General features: G+C 71.0%; 19 protein-coding genes. 15 read left to right on the top strand and 4 right to left on the bottom strand.

The genetic code is table 11. From position 1 onward, the window contains the following. Nucleotides 1-180 precede the first annotated feature (180 nt). From AB0M51_RS29795 to AB0M51_RS29755, 9 genes are all read left to right on the top strand, one after another. On the top strand, nucleotides 181-750 hold the full coding sequence (locus AB0M51_RS29795) for a riboflavin synthase (RefSeq protein WP_344189142.1): 570 nt from the start codon (nucleotides 181-183) through the stop codon (nucleotides 748-750). After that, nucleotides 750-1,382 carry a 3,4-dihydroxy-2-butanone-4-phosphate synthase gene (locus tag AB0M51_RS29790; protein WP_344189144.1) on the top strand — a complete coding sequence of 211 codons (633 nt, stop codon included), beginning with the start codon at nucleotides 750-752 and terminating at the stop codon, nucleotides 1,380-1,382. The genes AB0M51_RS29795 and AB0M51_RS29790 overlap by 1 nt, the downstream gene beginning before the upstream one ends. After that, nucleotides 1,379-2,074 (top strand): class I SAM-dependent methyltransferase, encoded by a 696-nt coding sequence (locus AB0M51_RS29785; protein ID WP_344189146.1) that lies wholly within the window; start codon nucleotides 1,379-1,381, stop codon nucleotides 2,072-2,074. Before AB0M51_RS29790 ends, AB0M51_RS29785 begins: the two co-directional genes overlap by 4 nt. A gap of 32 nt (nucleotides 2,075-2,106) precedes the next feature. Continuing rightward, nucleotides 2,107-2,694: a TetR/AcrR family transcriptional regulator gene (locus AB0M51_RS29780; RefSeq protein WP_344189148.1), complete on the top strand. Its 588-nt coding sequence runs from the start codon at nucleotides 2,107-2,109 to the stop codon at nucleotides 2,692-2,694. 101 nt (nucleotides 2,695-2,795) lie between these two features. Next, nucleotides 2,796-3,392, top strand: a complete 597-nt coding sequence (locus tag AB0M51_RS29775) for a VC0807 family protein (protein ID WP_344189150.1) — start codon at nucleotides 2,796-2,798, stop codon at nucleotides 3,390-3,392. Then, the gene (locus AB0M51_RS29770) at nucleotides 3,389-4,741 is read left to right on the top strand and encodes an FAD-dependent monooxygenase (protein WP_344189152.1); all 1,353 of its coding nucleotides are present in this window, start codon (nucleotides 3,389-3,391) and stop codon (nucleotides 4,739-4,741) included. Before AB0M51_RS29775 ends, AB0M51_RS29770 begins: the two co-directional genes overlap by 4 nt. 41 nt (nucleotides 4,742-4,782) lie before the next feature. Then, nucleotides 4,783-5,181 carry a cyclic nucleotide-binding domain-containing protein gene (locus AB0M51_RS29765; RefSeq protein WP_167203823.1) on the top strand — a complete coding sequence of 133 codons (399 nt, stop codon included), beginning with the start codon at nucleotides 4,783-4,785 and terminating at the stop codon, nucleotides 5,179-5,181. Beyond that, entirely contained in the window at nucleotides 5,171-6,151 is a 981-nt protein-coding gene (locus tag AB0M51_RS29760) for an adenylate/guanylate cyclase domain-containing protein (RefSeq protein ID WP_344189156.1), read from the top strand. The genes AB0M51_RS29765 and AB0M51_RS29760 overlap by 11 nt, the downstream gene beginning before the upstream one ends. 15 nt (nucleotides 6,152-6,166) lie before the next feature. After that, a complete protein-coding gene (locus AB0M51_RS29755) occupies nucleotides 6,167-6,889 on the top strand; it encodes a GNAT family N-acetyltransferase (protein ID WP_344189158.1) in 723 nt (240 codons plus the stop codon). Here AB0M51_RS29755 and AB0M51_RS29750 read toward each other — a convergent pair. Then, entirely contained in the window at nucleotides 6,879-8,072 is a 1,194-nt protein-coding gene (locus AB0M51_RS29750) for a hypothetical protein (RefSeq protein ID WP_344189160.1), read from the bottom strand. The two genes, AB0M51_RS29755 and AB0M51_RS29750, sit on opposite strands and share 11 nt — an antisense overlap. After that, nucleotides 8,069-8,398, bottom strand: coding sequence for a PadR family transcriptional regulator (locus tag AB0M51_RS29745; RefSeq protein ID WP_344189162.1), 330 nt, complete (start codon nucleotides 8,396-8,398; stop codon nucleotides 8,069-8,071). Before AB0M51_RS29745 ends, AB0M51_RS29750 begins: the two co-directional genes overlap by 4 nt. Before the next feature lie 92 nt (nucleotides 8,399-8,490). On the opposite strand from AB0M51_RS29745, the gene AB0M51_RS29740 reads away from it, so the two are divergent. Next, nucleotides 8,491-9,420 (top strand): helix-turn-helix domain-containing protein, encoded by a 930-nt coding sequence (locus AB0M51_RS29740; protein WP_344189164.1) that lies wholly within the window; start codon nucleotides 8,491-8,493, stop codon nucleotides 9,418-9,420. Between the two features lie 37 nt (nucleotides 9,421-9,457). Here the strand turns inward: AB0M51_RS29740 and AB0M51_RS29735 are convergent, their stop codons facing one another. Continuing rightward, nucleotides 9,458-11,389, bottom strand: a complete 1,932-nt coding sequence (locus AB0M51_RS29735; protein WP_344189166.1) for a Xaa-Pro dipeptidyl-peptidase — start codon at nucleotides 11,387-11,389, stop codon at nucleotides 9,458-9,460. Between the two features lie 144 nt (nucleotides 11,390-11,533). On the opposite strand from AB0M51_RS29735, the gene AB0M51_RS29730 reads away from it, so the two are divergent. After that, nucleotides 11,534-12,547 (top strand): LacI family DNA-binding transcriptional regulator, encoded by a 1,014-nt coding sequence (locus tag AB0M51_RS29730; RefSeq protein ID WP_344189168.1) that lies wholly within the window; start codon nucleotides 11,534-11,536, stop codon nucleotides 12,545-12,547. 14 nt (nucleotides 12,548-12,561) lie between these two features. Continuing rightward, entirely contained in the window at nucleotides 12,562-13,464 is a 903-nt protein-coding gene (locus tag AB0M51_RS29725) for a 1,4-dihydroxy-2-naphthoyl-CoA synthase (protein WP_344189170.1), read from the top strand. On the opposite strand, the gene AB0M51_RS29720 is transcribed toward AB0M51_RS29725, so the two are convergent. Beyond that, the gene (locus tag AB0M51_RS29720) at nucleotides 13,461-14,420 is read right to left on the bottom strand and encodes an RICIN domain-containing protein (RefSeq protein ID WP_344189172.1); all 960 of its coding nucleotides are present in this window, start codon (nucleotides 14,418-14,420) and stop codon (nucleotides 13,461-13,463) included. The two genes, AB0M51_RS29725 and AB0M51_RS29720, sit on opposite strands and share 4 nt — an antisense overlap. 225 nt (nucleotides 14,421-14,645) lie before the next feature. Here AB0M51_RS29720 and AB0M51_RS29715 point away from each other — a divergent pair, with 225 nt between their 5' ends. The 3 genes from AB0M51_RS29715 to AB0M51_RS29705 are packed head-to-tail and all read left to right on the top strand — an operon-like array spanning nucleotide 14,646 to nucleotide 20,685. Further along, nucleotides 14,646-15,179, top strand: a complete 534-nt coding sequence (locus AB0M51_RS29715) for a sigma-70 family RNA polymerase sigma factor (protein WP_344189174.1) — start codon at nucleotides 14,646-14,648, stop codon at nucleotides 15,177-15,179. Then, nucleotides 15,176-16,213: a hypothetical protein gene (locus AB0M51_RS29710; protein ID WP_344189176.1), complete on the top strand. Its 1,038-nt coding sequence runs from the start codon at nucleotides 15,176-15,178 to the stop codon at nucleotides 16,211-16,213. The genes AB0M51_RS29715 and AB0M51_RS29710 overlap by 4 nt, the downstream gene beginning before the upstream one ends. Next, nucleotides 16,204-20,685 carry an FtsK/SpoIIIE domain-containing protein gene (locus tag AB0M51_RS29705; protein ID WP_363751406.1) on the top strand — a complete coding sequence of 1,494 codons (4,482 nt, stop codon included), beginning with the start codon at nucleotides 16,204-16,206 and terminating at the stop codon, nucleotides 20,683-20,685. Before AB0M51_RS29710 ends, AB0M51_RS29705 begins: the two co-directional genes overlap by 10 nt. Nucleotides 20,686-20,726: the final 41 nt, after the last annotated feature.

Genomic DNA, 20,726 nt, shown 5'->3' with positions numbered 1-20,726 from the left:
GTGCTTTACTGTCGATCGGTGCGATTCCACGGTGTGACGGTTGGACATTGTTGTCCGGGCCCGTCGGCTCTGCCGGGAGGCGGAGTGACCCGGATGTGACCGGGGCCATGCGGTGATACCCCGCTCTCAGCTCGGACCCCCTGAGGTCCCTGGCCATCGTTGAGTGATGGAGAGCGAAGCATGTTCACAGGACGTATCGAGAACGTGGGTACGGTCGCCGAGGTAGCCGGCGACGTTCTGCGGGTCGCGTCGGAGGTGCCGGTCGCAGCCGGCGGGGCGGTCTGTCTCGACGGGATCCGGTTCACCGCGGAGCCGGCGCCGCCGGGTGAGCTCCGGGTGGTCGTGACGGACGAGACCCGGCGACGTACGACGCTGGACCGGGTTGCTGCCGGTCTGCGAATGAACGTCGAACTGCCCGTGGCGGTCGGCGACCGCATCGACGGGCACTTGATCCAGGGACACGTCGAGGGCGTCGGCAGGGTGCTGCGCGTCGATGCGGAGCCGGCCGGACATCGGGTGTGGCTCAAGCCGCCGGAGCGGTTGCTGAGCCGGTTGGTGGCGAAGACGTCGATCGCGGTCGACGGCGTGAGTATCACGGTCGCGGAGGTCCTGAAGGATCGGTTCTCCGTCGTACTCGTACCGAACACGCTGACCAAGACCACCCTCGGCGCGCTGGCCGCGGGCGACCGCGTGAACCTCGAGAGCGACCTGCTCGTGCGGATGGCGCGGGACGGCACGGGCCTGAGTTGATGCGCGCCGTTGCGCAACTGCCGTGGGCGGGACAGCTCAGCGGCGAGGCCGGCGTACAGAAGGTGGTTGCCCAGATCGCCGCCGGCGGTGGGGTTGTCGTGTGGGATCCGACCGCCGAGAGCGAAGGGGACGTCGTCTTCGCGGGCGAGCGATTCCGGCCGGAGGCGATGCGGTTCCTGCTCACGCAGGCGTGCGGGCACACGACGGTCCCGTGTGCGCCGGAAGTGCTGCAGCGGTTGAAGATCGGGCCGATTCCGGGCGACGGGGATCGGCAGGGTACGGCGATGCACGTGCCGGTCGACCTGGCGTCGTCGGACGGCACCGGGGTGTCGGCGGCGGAACGGGCCGCGACGATCCGGCGGCTGGCGTCGCCGGATGCGGTGGCCGAGGACTTCCTGCGGCCAGGGCACGTCTTTCCGTTGGCGGCGCGGCCCGGTCTGCTGGCTGAGCGTGGCGGTCATACGGAGGCGACTGTCGCCCTGTGCAAGGCCGCCGGGCTTGCACCCGTCGGCGTTTGCTGCGAGGTGATGCGGACCGACGGGGTGATGGCGGGGCCGGCCGATCTGGAGCAGTTCGCGCTGCGGTGGGAGCTGCCGATGATCGACATCCACGATCTGGCGCGCTGGCTGTGAAGGGCACCGAGCTGTACGACGATCCCGAGTTCCTGCGCGGGTATCGCGAGCTGCGGCAGGCTCGGCTGGGGATCAACGACGCGTTGGAGATTCCGGCGATGGCGGCCGCGCTTCCGCCGGTCGAGGGGTTGCGCGTCGTGGATCTCGGGTGTGGCGAAGGGGATTTGGCGGTTCGGCTGGCTGAAGCGGGCGCTGCCGAGGTGATGGCGGTGGACGCCTCGGCGCAGATGCTCGCGGCGGCCGTACCGCATCCTCGGGTCCAGTACGTGCGGGCCGACCTCGCGCAGTTCAACGTGCCGCGTGGGTTCGCCGACCTGGTGGTGAGCAGTATGGCGTTGCACTACGTCGCGGACTTCGACGCCTTGGCCGGGCGGGTCTTCCGGTGGTTGAGGGACGCCGGGGCGTTCGTGTTCACGATCGAGCACCCGATGGTGACGGCGCCGATGGTGGCGGCTGACTGTGTGGTGGACGACTACGCCGACGAGGGGCGGCGGGAGCGGACGTGGTTCGTCGACGGAGTGGTGAAGTATCACCGGACCATCGGGACGGTGGTCGGCGTCCTGCGGCGGCACGGCTTCCGGCTGGAGCTGCTCGACGAGCCGCTCCCGACGGTGGACCAGGTCGCCGCCCAACCACATCTCGCGCTGCATCGCCGGCGCCCGCCGATCCTGCTGGTGTCGGCGCGGGCTTGACGAAATTTTATCCACGCGGGTAACTTTTACCCATGCGGATAAAACAGGGGACCGATCGAAGCCGTGGTACGGCGGCGCGGCGGGATCAGATCGTCGCGGCGACGATCGCGGTGCTCGCGCGGCGTGGGTACGCCGCGACGTCGTACGACGCGATCTGCGAGCAGGCCGGGCTGAGCAGCAAGCGGCTGATCTCGTACCACTTCACGACCAAGGACGAGCTGCTCGCCGAGGTGCTCCGCCGGGTCACCACCGACGCGGCGGAGCGCATGCGGCCCGCGATCGAGGCGGAACCGCGGCCGGACGGGAAGCTGGCGGCGTACATCCGTTCCAACATCCAGTTCATCGCGGAGCACCCGGAGCACGTTCGGGCGGTCCAGCAGATCGTGTACGCCGCCGTTCCCACGGAGGAGGCGGATTCGGCGGTAGCGCGGCTGGCGGTGCTGTTCGAGGACGGCCAACGCGCCGGGGCCTTCCGTGCGTTCGACCCGACGCTGATGGCGTACACCGTGCGGGCCGCCATCGACGCGTCCGCCGGCCGCCTGATCGCCGGCGCCGACCCCACCCACTACGCCGAGGAACTGACCGAACTGTTCCACCAGGCCACCAGGGCCGCCCGATGAGCCGCTCCGAGAGAAGGGCTGCTGGGGTGGTGGGCGCCGCGCGTCCGACGGAGGCCGATGGGCGAACCGGGGCGGGTGCCGGCAAGGCTCGGTGGGGCGCTGTGTTGGCCCCGGTGCTGGTGGATCTGGTGGTGCCGTTGGTGATCTTCTACGGGCTGCGGCGCGCAGGTGTCGGGGTGGTGGGGGCGACGCTTGCCGGGTCGGTGATTCCGGTGCTGCGGACGGTGTACTCGGTTGTCCGCGGGCGGAAGGTCGACTGGATGGCGGTGTTCGTGATCGTGGCGTTGGCGGTCGGGACCGTCGCGTCGTTGGCGATGCACAGCCCGCGCATGCTGCTCGCGAAGGATGGCGTCATCACTGCGTTGTGCGGCCTGTGGATGCTCGGGACCGTTGCCCTCGGCAAGCCGTTGTTGCTGGCGATCGGCCGCGGGATCGCGGAGGCCAAGCGGGGCAAGGGCGGCGGCGAGGTGTGGGCGAGCCGGTGGGATCGCGAACCGCGTTTCCGGCACGGGATCCGGCTGATCACGATCGTCTGGGGTGTCGGCCTGGTCTTCGACGCGGTCGTCCGCGTGGTGCTCGCGTACGCGCTCCCGCTCGACGCGGTCCCCGGTGTGACGACCGTGCAGTGGATCGTGCTGTTCGTCCTGCTCTACGGCTTCATGATGATCTACTCCCGCAAGAACGACCTGCTCGCATGAACGTACTCGTCGTAGGCGCCGGCCCGACCGGCCTGCTGCTCGCTGCCGAGCTGACCCTCGCCGGGGTGGACGTGCAGATTGTCGACAAGGCGACGAAACGCTCCGGCCAGTCGAAGGCACTCACCCTGCAGCCGCGTTCGATCGAGATCCTGCACTCCCGCGGCCTCTTGAACGACGTGCATGCCCCACAGTTGCCCGCCGGCCACTTCGCCGGCCTTCCCGTCCCTCTCGACTACACAGCCCTCGACACCCGATTCCCTTACCAGCTGGGCATTCCACAGCGCCGCGTGGAGCAACTCCTCGAAACCGGTCTCGACGTACGCCGTGGTCTCGAGCTGACCGGTCTGCAGCAGGACGAGTCCGGCGTCGACGCAACGTTCGCCGACGGTACGACGATCCGCGCGGACTGGGTCGTCGGCTGCGACGGTGCCCACAGCGCCGTACGCACCCTGACCGGCATCGACTTCCCCGGCCGCGACGGCAGATTCACCGCGGTGGTCGCCGACGTCGTCATCTCCGGCGTAGAACCAGGCTGGCAACTCCCCGCCCTCGTTCCCCGCGACGGCGCCGTGATGACGCTCGTCCCGCTCGACGACGGCGTACACCGAGCCCTCTTCACCGGTCCCGAGCAACAGCACCTCCCGAAAGAGCAGCCCGTCACCCGCGACGAGGTCGCGTCCGCGCTGCGGTCCTGGTACGGCGACGACGTCGTACTGCGGGAGCTCCGGCACGCCTCGCGCTTCACCGACGCGGCCCGCCAGGCCGACCGGTACCGGGCCGGCCGGGTGTTCCTCGCCGGCGACGCCGCGCACATCCATTCCCCGACCGGCGGGCAGGGGATGAACCTCGGCCTGCAGGACGCGTTCAACCTCGGCTGGAAGCTCGGCGCGGTGGTACGGCGTGACGCGGACGAGCAGCTGCTCGACAGCTACCACGACGAGCGCCACCCGGCCGGTGCCGCCGTACTGGCGAACACCCGGGCGCAGGGCGTGCTGATGGTGCCGGACGACGACATCGCCTGTCTGCGCGAGACGTTCGTCGACCTGCTCGGCGTACCGGAGGCGAACCGCCGGCTGGCCGGAGTGATCTCCGGCGTCGGCCTCGCCTACGCGCCGGGTGCGCACCCGCTGATCGGCCGCCGGATGCCGGACCTGACGCTGACCGACGGTACGACGGTCGCCGAACGGCTCCGGGCCGGGCGTCACGTGTTGCTGGACGAGCCGGACCTGCCGGCGGCGCGGATACTGGTGCGGCCGGACGGGTACGTGCAGTGGGCAACCGACGACCCGAACGCCGCGCCGCCGCCGACTTTCGGCCACCGGATGACCTCGGCGGCGTCCAGCCGTTAGAGTTACCGACTGGAAACATCGGCGCGACGAGGAGGATCGACGTGGCACTGGGTAGGACGTCCCCACGGGACCTGCCGCTGTTCGCGGATCTGTCCGGACGCGACATCAGGGACATCTTCCGGGCCGGCGAGGAGGTTTCGGTGCCGGCCGGCTGGTCGCTGATCCTGGAGCAGACGCCGCCGGACGCGGCGTACCTGATCCTGAGCGGCACCGCCGCGGTCCGGGAGAAGGGCGAGGAGATCGCCGAGCTCGGGCCGGGCGACATCGCCGGCGAGGTCGCGGTCCGGAAGAACACGTTGCGGACGGCAACCGTCACGGCGAAGTCGCGGCTGCAGCTGCTGCACTTCACCCGGGAGAAGTTCGACGACCTGACGCGGCGGCTGCCCGCGTTCCGGGACGCCATCGACGCCACCATCGCCGAGCGCCGCGGTGGCTCCTGAACCTGATCTCGCCGGGGTGCAGCGCGAGTTCGAGCGCACCCTGCTCGGTGGCGAGCGGAAGTTCACCCGGGTGCAGGTGTCCGAGCGGGCCGGGATCTCGATCGAGCGCGCCGAGCGGATGTGGCACGCGCTCGGGTTCGCCACGGTGCCGGACGACGAGGTCGCCTTCACCGACGACGACGTCGAGGCGCTGCGGGTGGTCGCGGCGCTCGAGGACGACGGGTTCATCGAGCCCGAGATGGAGTCGTCGCTGGCCCGTAAGCTCGGCCAGACCCAGTCCCGGCTGGCGTCCTGGCAGTCGGCGATGTTCCTCGACTTCCTCGGCGGCTCGAAGCTGTCCGCGGACGAGTCGATCGAGGTCGCGGCGCTGCTGCTGCCGGCCATGGAGCGGCTGCAGACGTACGTCTGGCGCCGGCACCTGGCCGCGGCCGCGGGACGCGCGATGGCCGGGTCGGACGAGCTCGCGCGCGGCGTCCGCGCGGTCGGGTTCGCGGACATCGTCAGCTACACGCGCCTGACCCGGCGGCTGACCGAGGTCGAGCTCGGCGAGCTGATCGAGCGCTTCGAGGGCACCGCCGCGGACGTCGTGGCACTGAACGGCGGCCGCGTGATCAAGTCGATCGGCGACGAGGTCCTGTTCGTCACCGACACCGCCGCGCAGGGTGCCGCGGTCGCACTGGCGTTGCAGGACGCGGTCATTGCTGACCCCGACCTGCCCGAACTTCGGATCGGCCTCGCCTACGGCACCATCCTGATCCGGCTCGGCGACGTGTACGGCGAGGTCGTCAACCTGGCCGCCCGCCTCACCGCGGAGTGCAAGCCCGGCCGGGTCCTCGCCGACCGTGAACTCGCCGCCGCCCTCGACGGCCATGCGGCGTACACCGTGCACCGCCTGCGCCGGGTCGCGGTCCGCGGCTACCGCCACCTCGTCCCGTACGCCATCCAGCGTGCGGACGGACCACCGGCATGACATACGGTTTGATCCGTGCGGGAGATCAAGACGCCGGCCGCGCTGAAGCTGGCGAGTGGGGACGACTCGATCGTCGGATGGGCTGCCCAGGGATTCACCACCGGGGCGCGGGCATGGAGCGCCGGATCGGCGGTCGTCGTCGCGTCACCGGACGTGTCGAAACATGACCGCCTCGCAGTGGTCGGACCGGTGGCCGAAGCGGTCCGGCTGGCCGCCGTCGTACTGACCGAGGTCGGTCCGTCGTTCCGGCCGTTCGGCGACGAGGACGTGATCCGTGCGCTGGCGGAATACCTGCCAGGGCTGGAGTTCGCGGCCACGTTCGGCTGGATGGACACGGACCGGGTGCCGGACGTGACGACGACCGCGACCTGGCTGGACGGAGACGCGGGTGTGGAGGCGCTGCTCGAGGCAGCCTCACCGTCGTCGTATGCGTGGCCGGGGCATTCCGGCGTACGGCGCTGGGCCGCGGTGACCGGTGACGACGGCGAGCTGCTGAGTGTCGCGGCGGACGCGTGGAGTGCACCCGGTGCCGGGTTCCTGGCCGGGGTCGCGACCCATCCTGTTGCCCGAGGCAAGGGATTGTCCGGGCAGGTGTGCGGGTTCGTGACCGCCGAGCTGGTGAAGCGGTACGGGCGGTGCTCGTTGATGGTGGACGGCGACAACGCGGCCGCGATCGCGGTGTACCGGCGGCTCGGGTACAGCTACCGCCAGGTGGCCGCGGCCGGGCCTAGCGCGTAGGTTTCACGGTCAGCTTCGAGCCCGGCTCGGTGGGCGTAGGCGTGGGCTTGACGGTGGGCGTCGGTGACGTGGCCGGCGCCGGCGGCGGCGCGAACGGTGCCTTCGTGGTGTCCTTGCAGTTCTCCGAGTCCGTGACGACACCGTTCTCGTCCGGCACGATCACCGCCTGCGGGAACTGGTTGCTCGTACCGCCGCGCTGCCCGTCCCCGTAGGTCGCCGCGCAGTCCTGCCGGTCCAGGTCGATCGGGTTGCCGTCCTGGTCGTATAGCCGGACGTCGACCTGCTTGCCCTGGGCATCGAACGGGTAGATGTTCGTCACCGTGACCCCGTTCAGCCGCAGCCCGTTGTCCGGCGGGTTGTACGCCGAGCTGCCGTGCCGGGCCTGGTAGTTGTTCAGGAACCCGAACGATGTACCCATGTACGCCGCCGCCAGGAACGCCGGCACCGCGACCGCGGCAACCACGTTCAGCGGTACGACGTACCACAGCCAGCGGCCGTCCTGCTGGGTGCGCCGGCCGATCCAGATCGACACCGCCGCGCCCGCGAACGCCCCGACCACGGTTACCGCCGGGGCGCCGAACAGCGCGAAGAACCCGCCCGCGCCGATCATGCCGCGGGCGACCCACCAGATCGGCTGCCCGATCGTCACCAGTTCGTGCCGGATGTTCGGCGGGATCTGGTCGATCCAGCCCCGGATCGCCCTCGCGCCGCGCGTGCCCTGCGGGGTGTCCAGCACCACCCGCGGGTCGTTCCCGCGCAACGCGACCACGCCGAGGAAGGCCGCGGCGAACAGGACGCCGAACCCGAGCAGCCCGAACAACGACGTCTGGCGCCGCGACCACGCGAAGATCGCGACCGCGACGAAGAACGGGCCGACGGTGGCCGCGATCAGGCCCCACCGCAGCGCGTTCCAGCCGGCGTCCAGGCGGTCCTTGTGGCTCTGCCCGACCGGACCGGTCCGTGCGGGGTACCCGGCCGCGGTGCGGAGCTCGTCGGCGTACTGGCGTGGGGTCCCGAGGCGGTCCTGAAGCTGGCCGATCGTCGGCTCGGCGCCGAACTCGCCGGCGACTTCGCTGAGATGGCCGCTGACGTCCTGGAGCACGTCCTCCAGCTCCTCCGGCGGCAGGTCGCTGAGCTCGGATCGCACCTGTGCCAGATAGATCGCCGCCGTCCCGGTGTTCACGCCGCCTCCTTGTCCACTAGCAGCAGCGACATGGTGCCGGCGAAGTGGTTCCAGGTCTCGGTGGAGCGGGCCAGCAGCTCACGGCCGGTCTTGTTCAGCCCGTAGTACTTCCGGTGCGGGCCTTCCTCGCTCGGTTGCACGTACGACGTCAGCGCGCCCGCCTGGAACAGCCGCCGCAGCGTCCCGTACACGGAGGCGTCCGCGACGTCCTCCAGGCCCGCGGCCCGCAGCCGGCGGAGTACGTCGTACCCGTAGCCGTCGGCCTCCCGCAGTACGGCGAGTACTGCGAGATCGAGAACGCCTTTGAGCAACTGACTGCTGTCCATGTCGTCACGCTACTACACAAAGCGGAGTACTCCGCGAACCAGCGCAATTTCGATCAAGTCGGAGTGCGCCGGATGGGGGCACAGTGGTGGACATGGCAGCAGATGTGTTCGAGGAGTTCGTGGCGGTCGTCGCCGCCGGTCTGAGCGGTCCCTGCGACGCGGTGAACGGCCCGGGGCTCGCGGACCGGGTGCATCTGTCGCGGTTCCACTTCGACCGGGTGATCGGCGCGGTGGCCGGGGAATCCCCGTTCGCGTTCCGGCGGCGCGTGCTGCTGGAGCGGGCGGCGTACCGGTTGCTGGCCGAGCCGGTCGCCGTACTGGATGTCGCTGTCGAGGCCGGGTACGGGTCGAACGAGGCGTTCACGCGCGCGTTCGCCCGGGCGTACGGGATGCCGCCGCGGGAGTGGCGGCGGGAGGCGTCGCGGGTGTTCTTCCTGGCGGCGCCGAGCGGAGTGCATTTCCAGCCGCCGGCCGGGCTCCGGCTGCCGGCCCGTAGAAAGGTGAGGGGCATGGACGTACTTGTCAGGATGGTCGAGCACCACGTCTGGTTGACCGGCGAGATGATCGAACGCGGAGCGCGGCTGGACGCCGCCACCCTGGACCGGCCGATCGAGCTGTCCGTCGAGGGGATCGACGACGACATCTCGATCCGCTACCTGCTGGACCGCCTGGTCTGGCAGGAGGAGATGTGGCTGGCCTCGGTCGAGGACCGCCCGTTCCAGGTCCCCGAATGCGGCCGCCAGGTGGTCACCCCGATCCCCGAGCTCCGCACCCGGCACGCCGAGGCCGGCGCCCGCTTCGTCGCCCTGGTCGCCCAGCTCAACGAGGAAGGCCGCTTCGACGAGTCCTTCGTGGACACCACCTGCGAACCCCCGAGAGTCTTCACCTACGGCGGCATGGTCGCCCACGTCCTCACTTTCGCCGCCCACCGCCGCTCCCTCCTGATCGGCGCCTTCCACACCGCCGGCATCACCGACCTGGCCTTCGGCGACCCCATGCACTTCGTAGCCGAGAGCAACTAATCCCCCCGGGCCGGGTGGCACGACTCGGGGCTGGGGGTTAGTTCTTCGGGTCGTGGAGGTTGGGGCGTTGGGTGGGGGTGGTGATCTCGACGTCGATGGGTTGGGGCTTGGTGGGAGCGGTGATCTTGCCGCCGGTTACCGGGATGTTGAGCTTGGTGGCCGAGAGGTCGATGTCGATGGTGGCGCCGGTGTCGTTGGGGGTGGTCCACTCCGTGTCGGAGAGGGTGATCGCGAGGCCTACGACGTGGCCCTTGGGGATGATTTCGTCCTGGGCGCGGAGGGGGACGTTGACCGTGGTCCAGGTGCCGGGCTTCAGCGGGGTCGGGTTCGACAGCGACTTGCTGTGGGCGGCGTCGATCCAGCCGCGGCTGACGATGCCGTGATCGCTTCGCGTGGTGAGCTTCTGCACGGTGAAGTAGCAGCTGTCGTCGTAGTCCGTGCTCTCACCTTCGCAGGTGCTCTGGTCGGTACGGCGGATGCCCGAGTACCGCTGGCCGTCGCCGTACTCGATCAGGCGGGCCGTTACCGGCGTCGTCGCCGAGTCGGACTTCAGCCGCAGCGTGACCGACGGCGTACCGCTGATCCGCAGCGGGGCGGCCAGCGGGGCGGAGAGGAACATCTGCCGGCCCGCGATCACCTCCGACGGATCCGCGACGATGTCGTCCTCGCTGAGGTCCGGGTCGTCCGTGATCGTGACGGTCCCCTTGCCTGCGGCACCTAGTTTGCCGGCCGCCACGGGCACCGACATCGGCCGGTTCACGGCCGGCCAGGTCTTGTAGTCGCGCCACACGTCCGGCGTCGTCTCGACCGAGACCATCGGCTCCTTCATCACGCCGTTCTGCAGGCCCTGCAGCCAGTAGTCGAACCACTGGTGCAGCTCGTCCACCCACTCGTCGCGGCGGAACTCGAACGGGTCCACGTGGTCCTCGAGGCCGAGCCACAGCTTGCGCGGCACGTTGTTGCGGGCCAGCGCCGACCACCACTGCGAGAAGTGGTTCGTCTGCACGTTGTAGTCGCTGAGCCCGTGCGTCATGAACACCGACGCCTTCACCTTCGAGGCGTTCTTCGTGTAGTCACGCGCCGCCCAGAACGACGTGTAGTCGCCGGTGTCGTCATCGTCGTCGTCGCCGAGCTCGCCGCGCACTTCGTCGCACGCCGGGGTGTCGTGGCCGACGTACCCGCCCAGCCAGGGCATGTAGTCGTCCGAGTACGGAACGCCGCCGGAACGGGTGTAGTCGTACCACGAGGAGATCGCCGAGATCGGCACGATCGTCTTCAGGCCCGCGACCCCGGTGGCGGCGACCCCGTTCGCGAGCGTGCCGTCGTACGACTTGCCGATCATCCCGACCGCGCCGGTGGTCCAGGTCGCCTTCACCTGCTGCCCGTCGGCGGTGTGCGCGGTGTTGCGGCCGTTCAGCCAGTCGATCACGTCGACCACGGACTGGATCTCGTCCGGGCCGCCCACGTCGCCGCAGCCGGTCGAGCGGCCGGTGCCGAGCACGTCCACGCCGACCATCGCGTACCCGCGCGGCACGAAGTAGTTGTCGTAGAACAACGGCATCTTCTGGATCACGCCGTCGGCGTCGTACGACTTCTTCTCGTTCTCGTTCCCGCGGCCGCAACAGGTGTAGTACGGCGAGGCGTCCATGATCACCGGGATCTTCGTACCGCTGAGCGCCGGTTCGCTGGGCCGGACGATGTCCACCGCAACCACGTCGTTCTTGCCGTCGGAGTCGGTGTCCATCGTGGTGTCGACGTACACCGACTCGCGGATCGCGTCGGAGTAGTCGTAGACCGGCTGCGTGCTCCTGGTGCGCGCGTCGACGTGCTGCGGCACACTGGGTGCTGCGGGGGCCGGCGTACCGGGCCCGTCCGGCAGCGGGGCAGCCATCGCGGGACCGGTGAGGGTCGTCAGGCTGAGCACGGCGGACGAGACCAGGATCGTCACCCTGGCGCGGACGGTCCTCATGGCTGGGAAGGCTAGTCACTCGGGCGCCGCAACGCCAGGTTCTGCCGAGATTGGCAGCGACCTGCCCGATACTCAGCGTGAGATGGGGTCAGTTCGGTAGGGTGACCGCCACCGCCTCCGGGGGGACGCAAGGAAGGGTAGGCCATGAATCTGCGAGCACCGGTGACACTGCTGGACGTGGCGCAGCGTGCGGGCGTGTCGGTCGCGACCGCCTCCCGCGTGCTGAACGGCGGGGACCGCGTGCCCCGTCCGGAGCTGCAGGAACGGGTCAAGGCCGCGGCCGACGAGCTCGGCTACACGCCGAACGCGCAGGCCCAGGCGCTGGCCAAGTCGTCCACCAACGTGGTCGGCATCCTGGTGCACGACATCGAGGACCCGTACTTCGCCGCGATCGCCAACGGCGTGTTGCGGGCCGCGGACGAGCGCGGCCTGCTGGTGATGATGGCGAGCACGTTCCGCGACTCCGACCGCGAGATCGCCTACCTGTCGTCGCTGCGGGCGCAGCGGGCCCGGGCCGCGGTGATGATCGGCAGCCGGCGGACCGACGCCGACAGCCTGGCGCGGACCGCGACCGAGGTGCAGAGTTTCCTCAACTCCGGCGCGGGTCTGGCGCTGGTCAGCCAGTCCGGGATGCCCGCGCACACCGTTGAGCCGGACAACGTTTCCGGGTCGGCGGACCTGGCCCGCGCGCTGGTCGGGCTCGGCTACCGGAAGTTCGCCGTACTGGGCGGCCCGGAAACCCTCGCCACCGCACGCGATCGGCGGGCCGGGTTCGTGGCGGGGCTGGCCGAGGCGGGGCTGGAGGCCGTACTGGTCGAGGCCGGTGAGTTCACCCGGGACGGCGGGTACGTCGCCGCGGAACAGTTGCTCGACCGGAAGACCGACGTGGACTGCGTGTTCGCGGTGAACGACGTGATGGCGGTCGGCGCGATGTCCGCGTTCCGGGACCGCGGCGTCGACGTACCGGCGGAGCTCGGTGTCGCCGGGTTCGACGACATCGCGACGCTGCGGGACGTCTGGCCGGGGCTGACGACCGTACGGCTGCCGTTGGAGCAGATGGGCCGCCGGGCGCTGGAGCTGGCCGTCGAGGGCGGCGCGCCGACGACCGAGAAGTTCAAGGCCGAAGTAGTACTGCGGGAAAGCACGGCGAGGCGCTGAAATATGCTCGCGGGGTGACTGTCTCCGAGATCTTCGACCCGTCGGCCTGGAAGCAGGTGGACGGCTTCGAGCTGACCGACATCACCTATCACCGGGCGGTCGACGCCGGTGTGGTGCGGATCGCGTTCAACCGGCCGGAGGTGCGGAACGCGTTCCGCCCGCAGACCGTGGACGAGCTGTACCGGGTGCTGGACCACGCGCGGATGTCGTCGGACGTCGGCTGCGTGCTGCTGACCGGCAACGGCCCGTCGCCGAAGGACGGCGGCTGGGCGTTCTGCTCCGGCGGCGACCAGCGGATCCGCGGCAAGGACGGTTACAAGTACGCCGAGGGCACGACGGCGGACAGCATCGACCCCGCGCGGGCCGGCCGGCTGCACATCCTCGAAGTACAACGGCTGATCCGCTTCATGCCGAAGGTCGTGATCTGCGTCGTCCCGGGCTGGGCCGCGGGCGGCGGGCACAGCCTGCACGTGGTCGCGGACCTGACACTGGCGTCCGCGGAGCACGCGCGGTTCAAGCAGACCGACGCGGACGTGGCGTCGTTCGACGGCGGGTTCGGGTCGGCGTACCTGGCCCGGCAGGTCGGGCAGAAGTTCGCGCGGGAGATCTTCTTCCTCGGTGACGAGTACTCGGCCGAGGACGCGTACCGGATGGGCATGGTGAACAAGGCCGTCCCGCACGCTGAGCTGGAGGCGACCGCGCTGGAGTGGGGCAAGAAGATCTGTGCGAAGTCCCCGACCGCGCAGCGGATGCTGAAGTACGCGTTCAACCAGATCGACGACGGCCTGGTCGGGCAGCAACTGTTCGCCGGTGAGGCGACCCGCCTCGCCTACGGCACCGACGAGGCCGCCGAAGGCCGCGACTCCTTCCTCGAGAAGCGCCCCGCCGACTGGTCCAAGTATCCCTACGCTTTCTAGGGTTTGTGCCACTTCTGGTTGGCGGTGCCGCTGCAGGCGCGCAGCGTCAACCGGCCGCCGTTGCCGGGGGCATCGGCTGTCACGCACTTGCCGGCGCTCGGATTGACCAGTTCGTTGTTGTTGCTGAGGGCAAACTTCTGCGCCCAGCCGCCGTTGCAGTTGACCAGCTGCACCTGGGTGCCGTCGGCGGTCGAGGCCCAGGCGAGGTCCATGCACAGGCCCATCGAGCGGACCGTGCCGTCGGGCCGGAAGACCCACTGCTGGTTCGCGGCGCCGGCGCCGCAATCCCAGACCTGCAACGGCGTTCCGTCGTGACCGATGCCGTCGGCGGCGTTCGGTACGTCGATGCAGCGGTTGCTCTGGTCGCTCTGTAACGCGATCGGCGCGGCGGCCGCGGCGGGCGGCCCAGCAGTGTTCGAGTCGGTGGTCCGCACGGGCGGCTTCGCGGTGACGGTCGTGGTCGTTGTCGCGGTTGCGGTCGTCGTGGTCCGCGCCGTCGCGGTCCTGGTCGCCGTGGCAGTCGTGGTGGCGGTCGCGGTGACCGTCGCGGTCGGCGGCGTACCGGCGAGCGGCGGCTTCGCGGTGACCGTGGTCGGCGGCAGCGTGACCGTGACGCCCGGCATGATCACGGTCTTCACGACCTGCCGCGGATCGCCCTTGACCGTCTTCGTCGCCGTCAGGCCCGCCACCTGCTCGGGGTCCGGCGTGACGGTCACGGTCGGCGTCACGGTCGGCCGGCTCTGCGGCACGTACGCGACGTCGGTGGTGTACGCCGGCCCCGAACCGCCGCCGGCGATCGCCGACGCGCCGATCGCGATCCCGCCGATCAGAGCGGCGACCACCGCGGTCGTCGACCAGGCCCGTCGGTCGGGCAGCCGGGTGATCCGGGGCAGCCCCGGACGGCTGGCGAAGGTGTCCGAGAAACGGGACGAACCGGGGGATCGGCGTGACCGCACGTCGGGCTCCTGGGATCTGGGGCGGAAGGGCGAAGGCGTGTCTGCTGCCGAGGATCGCCCGGGTGACCGCCTGTCGTCAAACATTGCGCGAAAAGGTGACTCCGATCACGGCGTGAGATCAGATTGTTGCTGAGTGTTCATCCATTGGCGTTGCCATGAGAGCGTTCTCAACCTATTTTGAGCCGAGCCAGGTTCTCCGCTGCCGTATCGCCCCGAGGGAGATCCATGATCGACGAGCGCGCGTGCCGGACCACCGTCATGGAGCTCTGTCTGGCGGAGCGGGAAAGCCTTCGCCGCTATGTGACCAGCATTCTCGGCCGGGACAGCCACGCCGTCGAGGACGTGGTCCAGGAGACGCTGCTGCGCGCGTGGCAGCTGGCAGACCGGATCGAGTGGCAGGACCGGCCGGTACGGATGTGGCTGTTCCGGGTCGCCCGGAATCTGGTCGTCGACCACCACCGGCGCGCCGGGCGCGCGCTGCCGATGGGGCTGGGCGCGTCCGAGCTCGCGGAGCCGGCCAGCCAGCCGGATCCGGCCGAGCAGGTGATCGACCGGCGGGTGCTGGTCGAGATCCTGCAGCGGCTGTCGCCCGCGCATCGCGAGGTGGTCGCCCGGGTGCACCTGCTCGGTCACGCCGGCGAGGAGGTCGCGGCGGTCCTCGGCGTACCGGTCGGGACGGTGAAGTCGCGGGCGCACAACGCGGTCCGGCAGCTCCGCGCGGAGCTCGCCCGGACAGGCTGGGCCGGAGCCGCCGCATGACGGCGCTCGGCGGTGGCGGCGGGATCCGCGGCTACCTCGGGTACGCCGGTCTGGTCCTGCTCGCCCTGGTGCTGCTGAACCTTCTGGTCCGCCGGCTCGGTGGCTGGCGCAAGCTGCTCGGCTGGATCGGCCGCCAGATCCGTGGCACGGTCCGCGCGTTCACCGAGCCGATCGCGGCCCGCCGCCGGTACCGTCGCCGGCTCCGGCTGCTGATCCAGGTACTGCGGGACACCGCCGGCTGGGACCAGGCCGAGAGCGCGATGGTCGCCGCCGCGGACATCAGCCCGGGAATGGCGCCGTACGCCGTCGCGCTGGCCAAGCGCCGGATCGGCGTACTGGTCGCCGGGGCGTCCGACCTGGAGCCGCCCGCGCCGTGGAGCGCGGACCCGCAGGACCCGCGGCTGTGGTGGATCGACCGGGCCGCCCTGCCGGAGAGCGCCGCGGTGCGCGAGATGCCGCTGCTGGTCTGCGTCGGCACCGACAGCACCGGCGGGTACGTGATCATGCTGGACCTGCTCTCCGGCCCGCGGACGCTGTCCGTGTACGGCGTCGACCGGACCGCGCGCGCGGTCGTGCAGGCGATGGCGGCGCAGCTCGACGTCCGGCTGCCGGTGGGCGCGATCGAGGTTGCCGAGGGCATCCATCCGCGGCACGACGGGATGCCGCTGGAGGAGGCCGCGCGGCGGCTCGGGGCCTGGTTCGTCGTCGGCGCCGGGCCGTTGGCCGGACCGCTGCCGGCGGGCCGCCGGATGCTGACGCTCGGCGTCGCGCGCGGCAGCAGTCGGTTGCTGGAGGCATTGCCGGACCAGAGCCTGCGGCTGCACGGCGGGGCGACCTGGCTGCGGATCGACCCGTTGCCGTTGGCAAAGGCCGTCGCGCGGTCGATCCGCCGGCTGCCACCGCACGAGTTCGAGAGCGGCGTACCGTTCAGCCCGGAGACGGTGCCGGCCGACGACCTGAGCGACCTGGACGTACCGGCCGGCTCGGTCGGGGTGTCCGCGGTGCCGGACGGGAAGGCGGCGTCGTGGAGCTGAACCTGACCACGGTCGACTCGCGCTCCGGTTCCCGCGCGGACCAGCGGGTGAAGATCCCCCGCGGCCTGTCGGTCGGCGGCCTCGCGGACGGTCTCGGCAAACCCGGTACGACGTTGTTCCTGGGCCGCCGGCGCCTCGACCCGGCGCAGCCGCTGGCCCGGTCCGGCGTCCGGGAGGGCGGCGTGCTCGGGTTCGGCGGGCCGGTCGACGTACCGGATCTGCTGCAGGGCACGCCGCCCGGGCACGCACCGGTCGTTGTCGAGTTGCATGCCGTGTCCGGTCCGCAGGCCGGGCGGGTGTGGCGGGTCGGGCCGGGCAGCCACGAGATCGGCTCGGACCCGCAGTGTGCGATCCGGCTGGACGGGACCGACGTACCCGAGCGCGGCCTGTGGGTGACGGTCGGGCCGGGTGGCGATGCGTTCTGGCACCGGACCGAGGAGGTGCCCGGCGATATCGTCAGCCGCCGGATCGGCCCGCCGGAGGACGATGCCGCAACCAGCGCGATCCGGGTGAACGACCCGGAGACGGCGCACGAACCCGTTCCGCTGGCGGCCGAGGACGTACCGGTCGGTGAGGTCCGGGCGTGGCCGCCGGACGAGGACCTCGCGGTCGGGTCGGTGCTGTTGCGGTGCAGCGGTTCGCTGGAGCCGCCGGCCGCCGTACGGCTGGCCGACGACGGGTTCACGCTGGACTACAACCGGCCGCCGCGGCTCGCGCCGCACCTGGACGACGAGAAGGTCCGGCTGCCACCGCCGCCGTCACCGCCGCAGAAACGCCCGTTCCCGTGGCCGGTGGTGCTCGCGCCGGTCGTCCTCGGCCTGGTCATGGTCGGGCTGTTCAACTCGTACTACTTCCTGGTCTTCACCCTGCTCAGCCCGCTGATGATGGGGATGAACTTCTTCACCAGCCGGAAGACCAACCGGGCCGACCACATCGAGGCCCGGCGCAAGTACTTCGCCCGCAAGGCCGCGCTCGAGGAGGAGATCTCCACTGCGGTCACCCGGGAACGCCTGATCCGCAACCTGACCGCGCCGGACCCGGTCCGGATCGCCCAGCTCGCGACCCGCCCGGGCAGCCGGCTGTGGGAACGCCGCCGCAACGACCCGGACTACCTGCTGTTGCGGGTCGGCACCGCCGACCAGCCGTCGCTGAAGGAACTCGACGACCAGGGCCGGGAGGAGAACCACCGGACGATCCGCTGGACGATCCCGGACGCGCCGATCTGCGTCCCGCTGCGCGGGCACGGCGTCCTCGGGATCGCCGGGGCGCCGGCGACCACGCGGGCGTTGGCCCGCTGGCTGACGATCCAGGCCGCCGTACTGCATTCGCCGCAGGCGTTGCGGATCGTCGTACTCGCCGAGGCGGACGACGCGCAGGACTGGGACTGGGTCCGGTGGCTGCCGCACCTGCGGCCGGACAAGACACCCGCCGCGGTGCTGATCGCGAACGACGACGCGACCACCGCGGCGCGGATCGGCGAGCTGGTGTCCCAGGTGCAGGGCCGGCACCGGAAGGCGACGGCGTCCAGTACGCCGGAGCCGGTCGACACCGAGATCGTGGTGATCGCGGACGGCTCGCGCCGGCTGCGGGACGTCCCGGGCTTCGTACAGGTACTGACCGACGGGCCCGCTGTCGGGGTGTACGCGGTCTGCCTGGACAAGGACGAGCGGCTGCTGCCGCAGGAGTGCAGCGCGGTGGTCGCCGCCGGCGAGGAGACGCTGACCGTACGCCGGCCCGGGCTGCCCGACCAACGGACCGTCCGGGCGGACCTGGTGTCGCCGGAGTGGTGCGAGCAGATCGCCCGCGCGCTGGCGCCGGTCCGCGACATCAGCCCGGACCACGACGCCGGCCTGCCGAAGCTGGTGAAGCTGCTCGACGAGCTGGACCTGGAGCCGCCGACGCCCGAGGCGCTGCTGACCCGCTGGATCCGCCGCCCGGCGAGTACGTCGTTCGTGCTCGGCACCGACTTCGACGGGAAGTTCACCGTCGATCTCGTCGCCGACGGCCCGCACGGGCTGATCGCCGGTACGACGGGTTCCGGCAAGTCGGAGTTGCTGCAGACGCTGGTGGCGTCGCTCGCGGTCGCGAACCGGCCGGACGAGCTGACCTTCGTGCTGGTCGACTACAAGGGCGGCAGCGCGTTCAAGGAATGCGCCGGGCTGCCGCACACGCTCGGCATGGTGACCGACCTGGACGCGCACCTGGTCGAGCGGGTGCTGGAGTCGCTGGACGCCGAACTGCGCCGCCGGGAGCGGATCCTGGCGAACGCCGACGCCAAGGACCTCCCGGACTACCAGGCGAAACGGGCGGTCGATCCGGGGCTGGCGCGGTTGCCGCGGCTGCTGCTGGTGATCGGCGAGTTCGCCGCGATGGTGCGGGAGATCCCGGACTTCGTGCCCGGGTTGATCGGGATCGCGCAGCGCGGCCGGTCGCTCGGCATCCACCTGATCCTCGCCACCCAGCGGCCGGCCGGCGTGGTGACCGCGGACATCCGCGCGAACACCAACCTGCGGATCGCACTCCGGGTCACCGACCAGTCCGAGAGCCAGGACGTCGTGGACGTCAACGAGGCGGCGTCGATCAGCTCGGGGATCCCGGGCCGGGCGCTGATCCGGCGCGGACCGCGGCTGGCCGACCTGTTCCAGACGGCCTGGGTCGGCGCGGAGCGGACCGATGACGCGGAGCCGACCGGGCCGGTCGATCCGAAGCGCGTGCAGGTCACCGAGCTGCCGTGGTCCGACCTCGGGCGTACGGTCGAGCGGGACGCCGTACCCGAGCCCGAGGAGGACGCGAAGAACGGGCCGGCGGCAACGGATCTGCAGGTGCTCGTGGAAGCGGTCCGTGCGGCCGCGGGCGAGCTGCCGGACTTCGCCGTACAGCCGAAGCCGTGGCAGCCGGCGCTGGAGCCGCAGATCCTGCTCGAGGAGTTGCCGGAAACCGAGCGGGAGATGTTCGTCCCGTACGCGCTGGAGGACATCCCGGCGTTGCAGCAGCGGCGGGTGGCCGGGATCGACTTCGACACGTTCGGGCATCTGTACGTCATCGGGGCGCCACGGTCCGGCCGGACGCAGGCGCTGCGGACGATGGCCGGCTCGGCCGCGAAACACCTGAGCGTCGCGGACCTGCACATCTACGGCATCGACGCGGCCGGTGGCGGACTCGCGCCGCTGGAGACGCTGCCGCACTGCGGTGCGATCGTCTCGCGCCACGACATGGAACGGATGGCACGGCTGCTCCGGAAGCTCAACCAGGAGCTGAGCGAGCGGCAGGAGCTCGCCGGACAGCACAACGCGACGGGCCTCAACGAGCTCCGCAAGGTGCTGCCGAAGTCCGAGCGTCCGGCCCACGTGCTGGTGTTCATCGACGGCTGGGACGCGCTCTCGGTGCTGCTCGACGACCACGACCACGGGCAGCTGCTGCAGGACGTGATGCGGTTGCTGCGCGAGGGCGGCGGGCTCGGGATCCACCTGATCGCGACGTCCGAGCGCTCGCTCCTCGGTGGCAGGCTGGCCTCGCACAACGACCACAAGCTGCTGCTCCGGCAGGCCGACCGGACGGACTACCAAGCGGCCGGGCTGCGGCTGGCGAAGGTGCCTTCGATGGTCATGCCCGGACGAGGCTGGCACGTACTGACCGCGACCGAGACGCAGGTCGCCGTACTCGCCGCCGGCGGGGGATCCGAGCAGGTGGGCGCGATCCGGGCGATCGCGGCCGAGGCCGTCGAGCGGGACGCCAAGATGCCGGCCGCGCGCCGGCCGTTCAAGGTCGCGGAGCTGCCGTCGTCGGTGGAGTTCGCGCAGGCCTACGAGCGGGTCCCGGCCGCGGAACGACGGCCGCAGTGGGGCCTGATCGGCCTCGGCGGCGACGAGGGCGGCGCGATCGGCGTCGACCTGGCCGGAGTCGGTTCGTCGTACGCCGTCCTGGGACCGCCGGGGTCCGGACGCAGCAACGCGCTGTCCTGTCTGGCGGTGTCGCTGCTGGCCGGCGGGTCGTCGTTGATCGTGATCACGCCCAGGGAGTCGCCGCTGCGGATGCTCGCCCGGCACCCGAACGTCGTCCTGATGAGCCAGGCGGACCCGGCCGAGGACGTACTGCGGGGCACGCTCGACCAGGTCCCGGGCCCGAAGGTGGTCGTGATCGACGACGCGGACCTGGTGATGACGGCGGCCGCGGACAAGGTGCTCAAGGACATCGTGGTGTCCGGCCGCGACCAGGGCACGGCGGTGATCTTCGGCGCCACCACGGACGGCTTCCAGTCCGGGATGAGCGGCTGGGCCTCGGCCGCCCGGCGGGCCCGGCGCGGACTGTTGCTCGAGGCCCGTTCGATCTCCGAGGGCGACCTGATCGGCGTCCGGGTCGGCCCGAACGTCGTCCGCGCCACCCCGCGCCCCGGCCGGGCCTGGACCACCGGCCCGGCGTCGCAGCCGCTGGCGGTCCAGGTGCCGCTGACGGTTCTGCTCCCGGAGCAATAGAAAAGGTGCTCCAGGCAACTGCCTGGAGCACCTTCCCGGGT

It is taken from the genome of Kribbella sp. NPDC051137, from assembly GCF_040682535.1.
Taxonomy (GTDB): Bacteria; Actinomycetota; Actinomycetes; order Propionibacteriales; family Kribbellaceae; genus Kribbella; species Kribbella karoonensis.
This window is presented reverse-complemented; position numbering and strand designations above follow the sequence as displayed.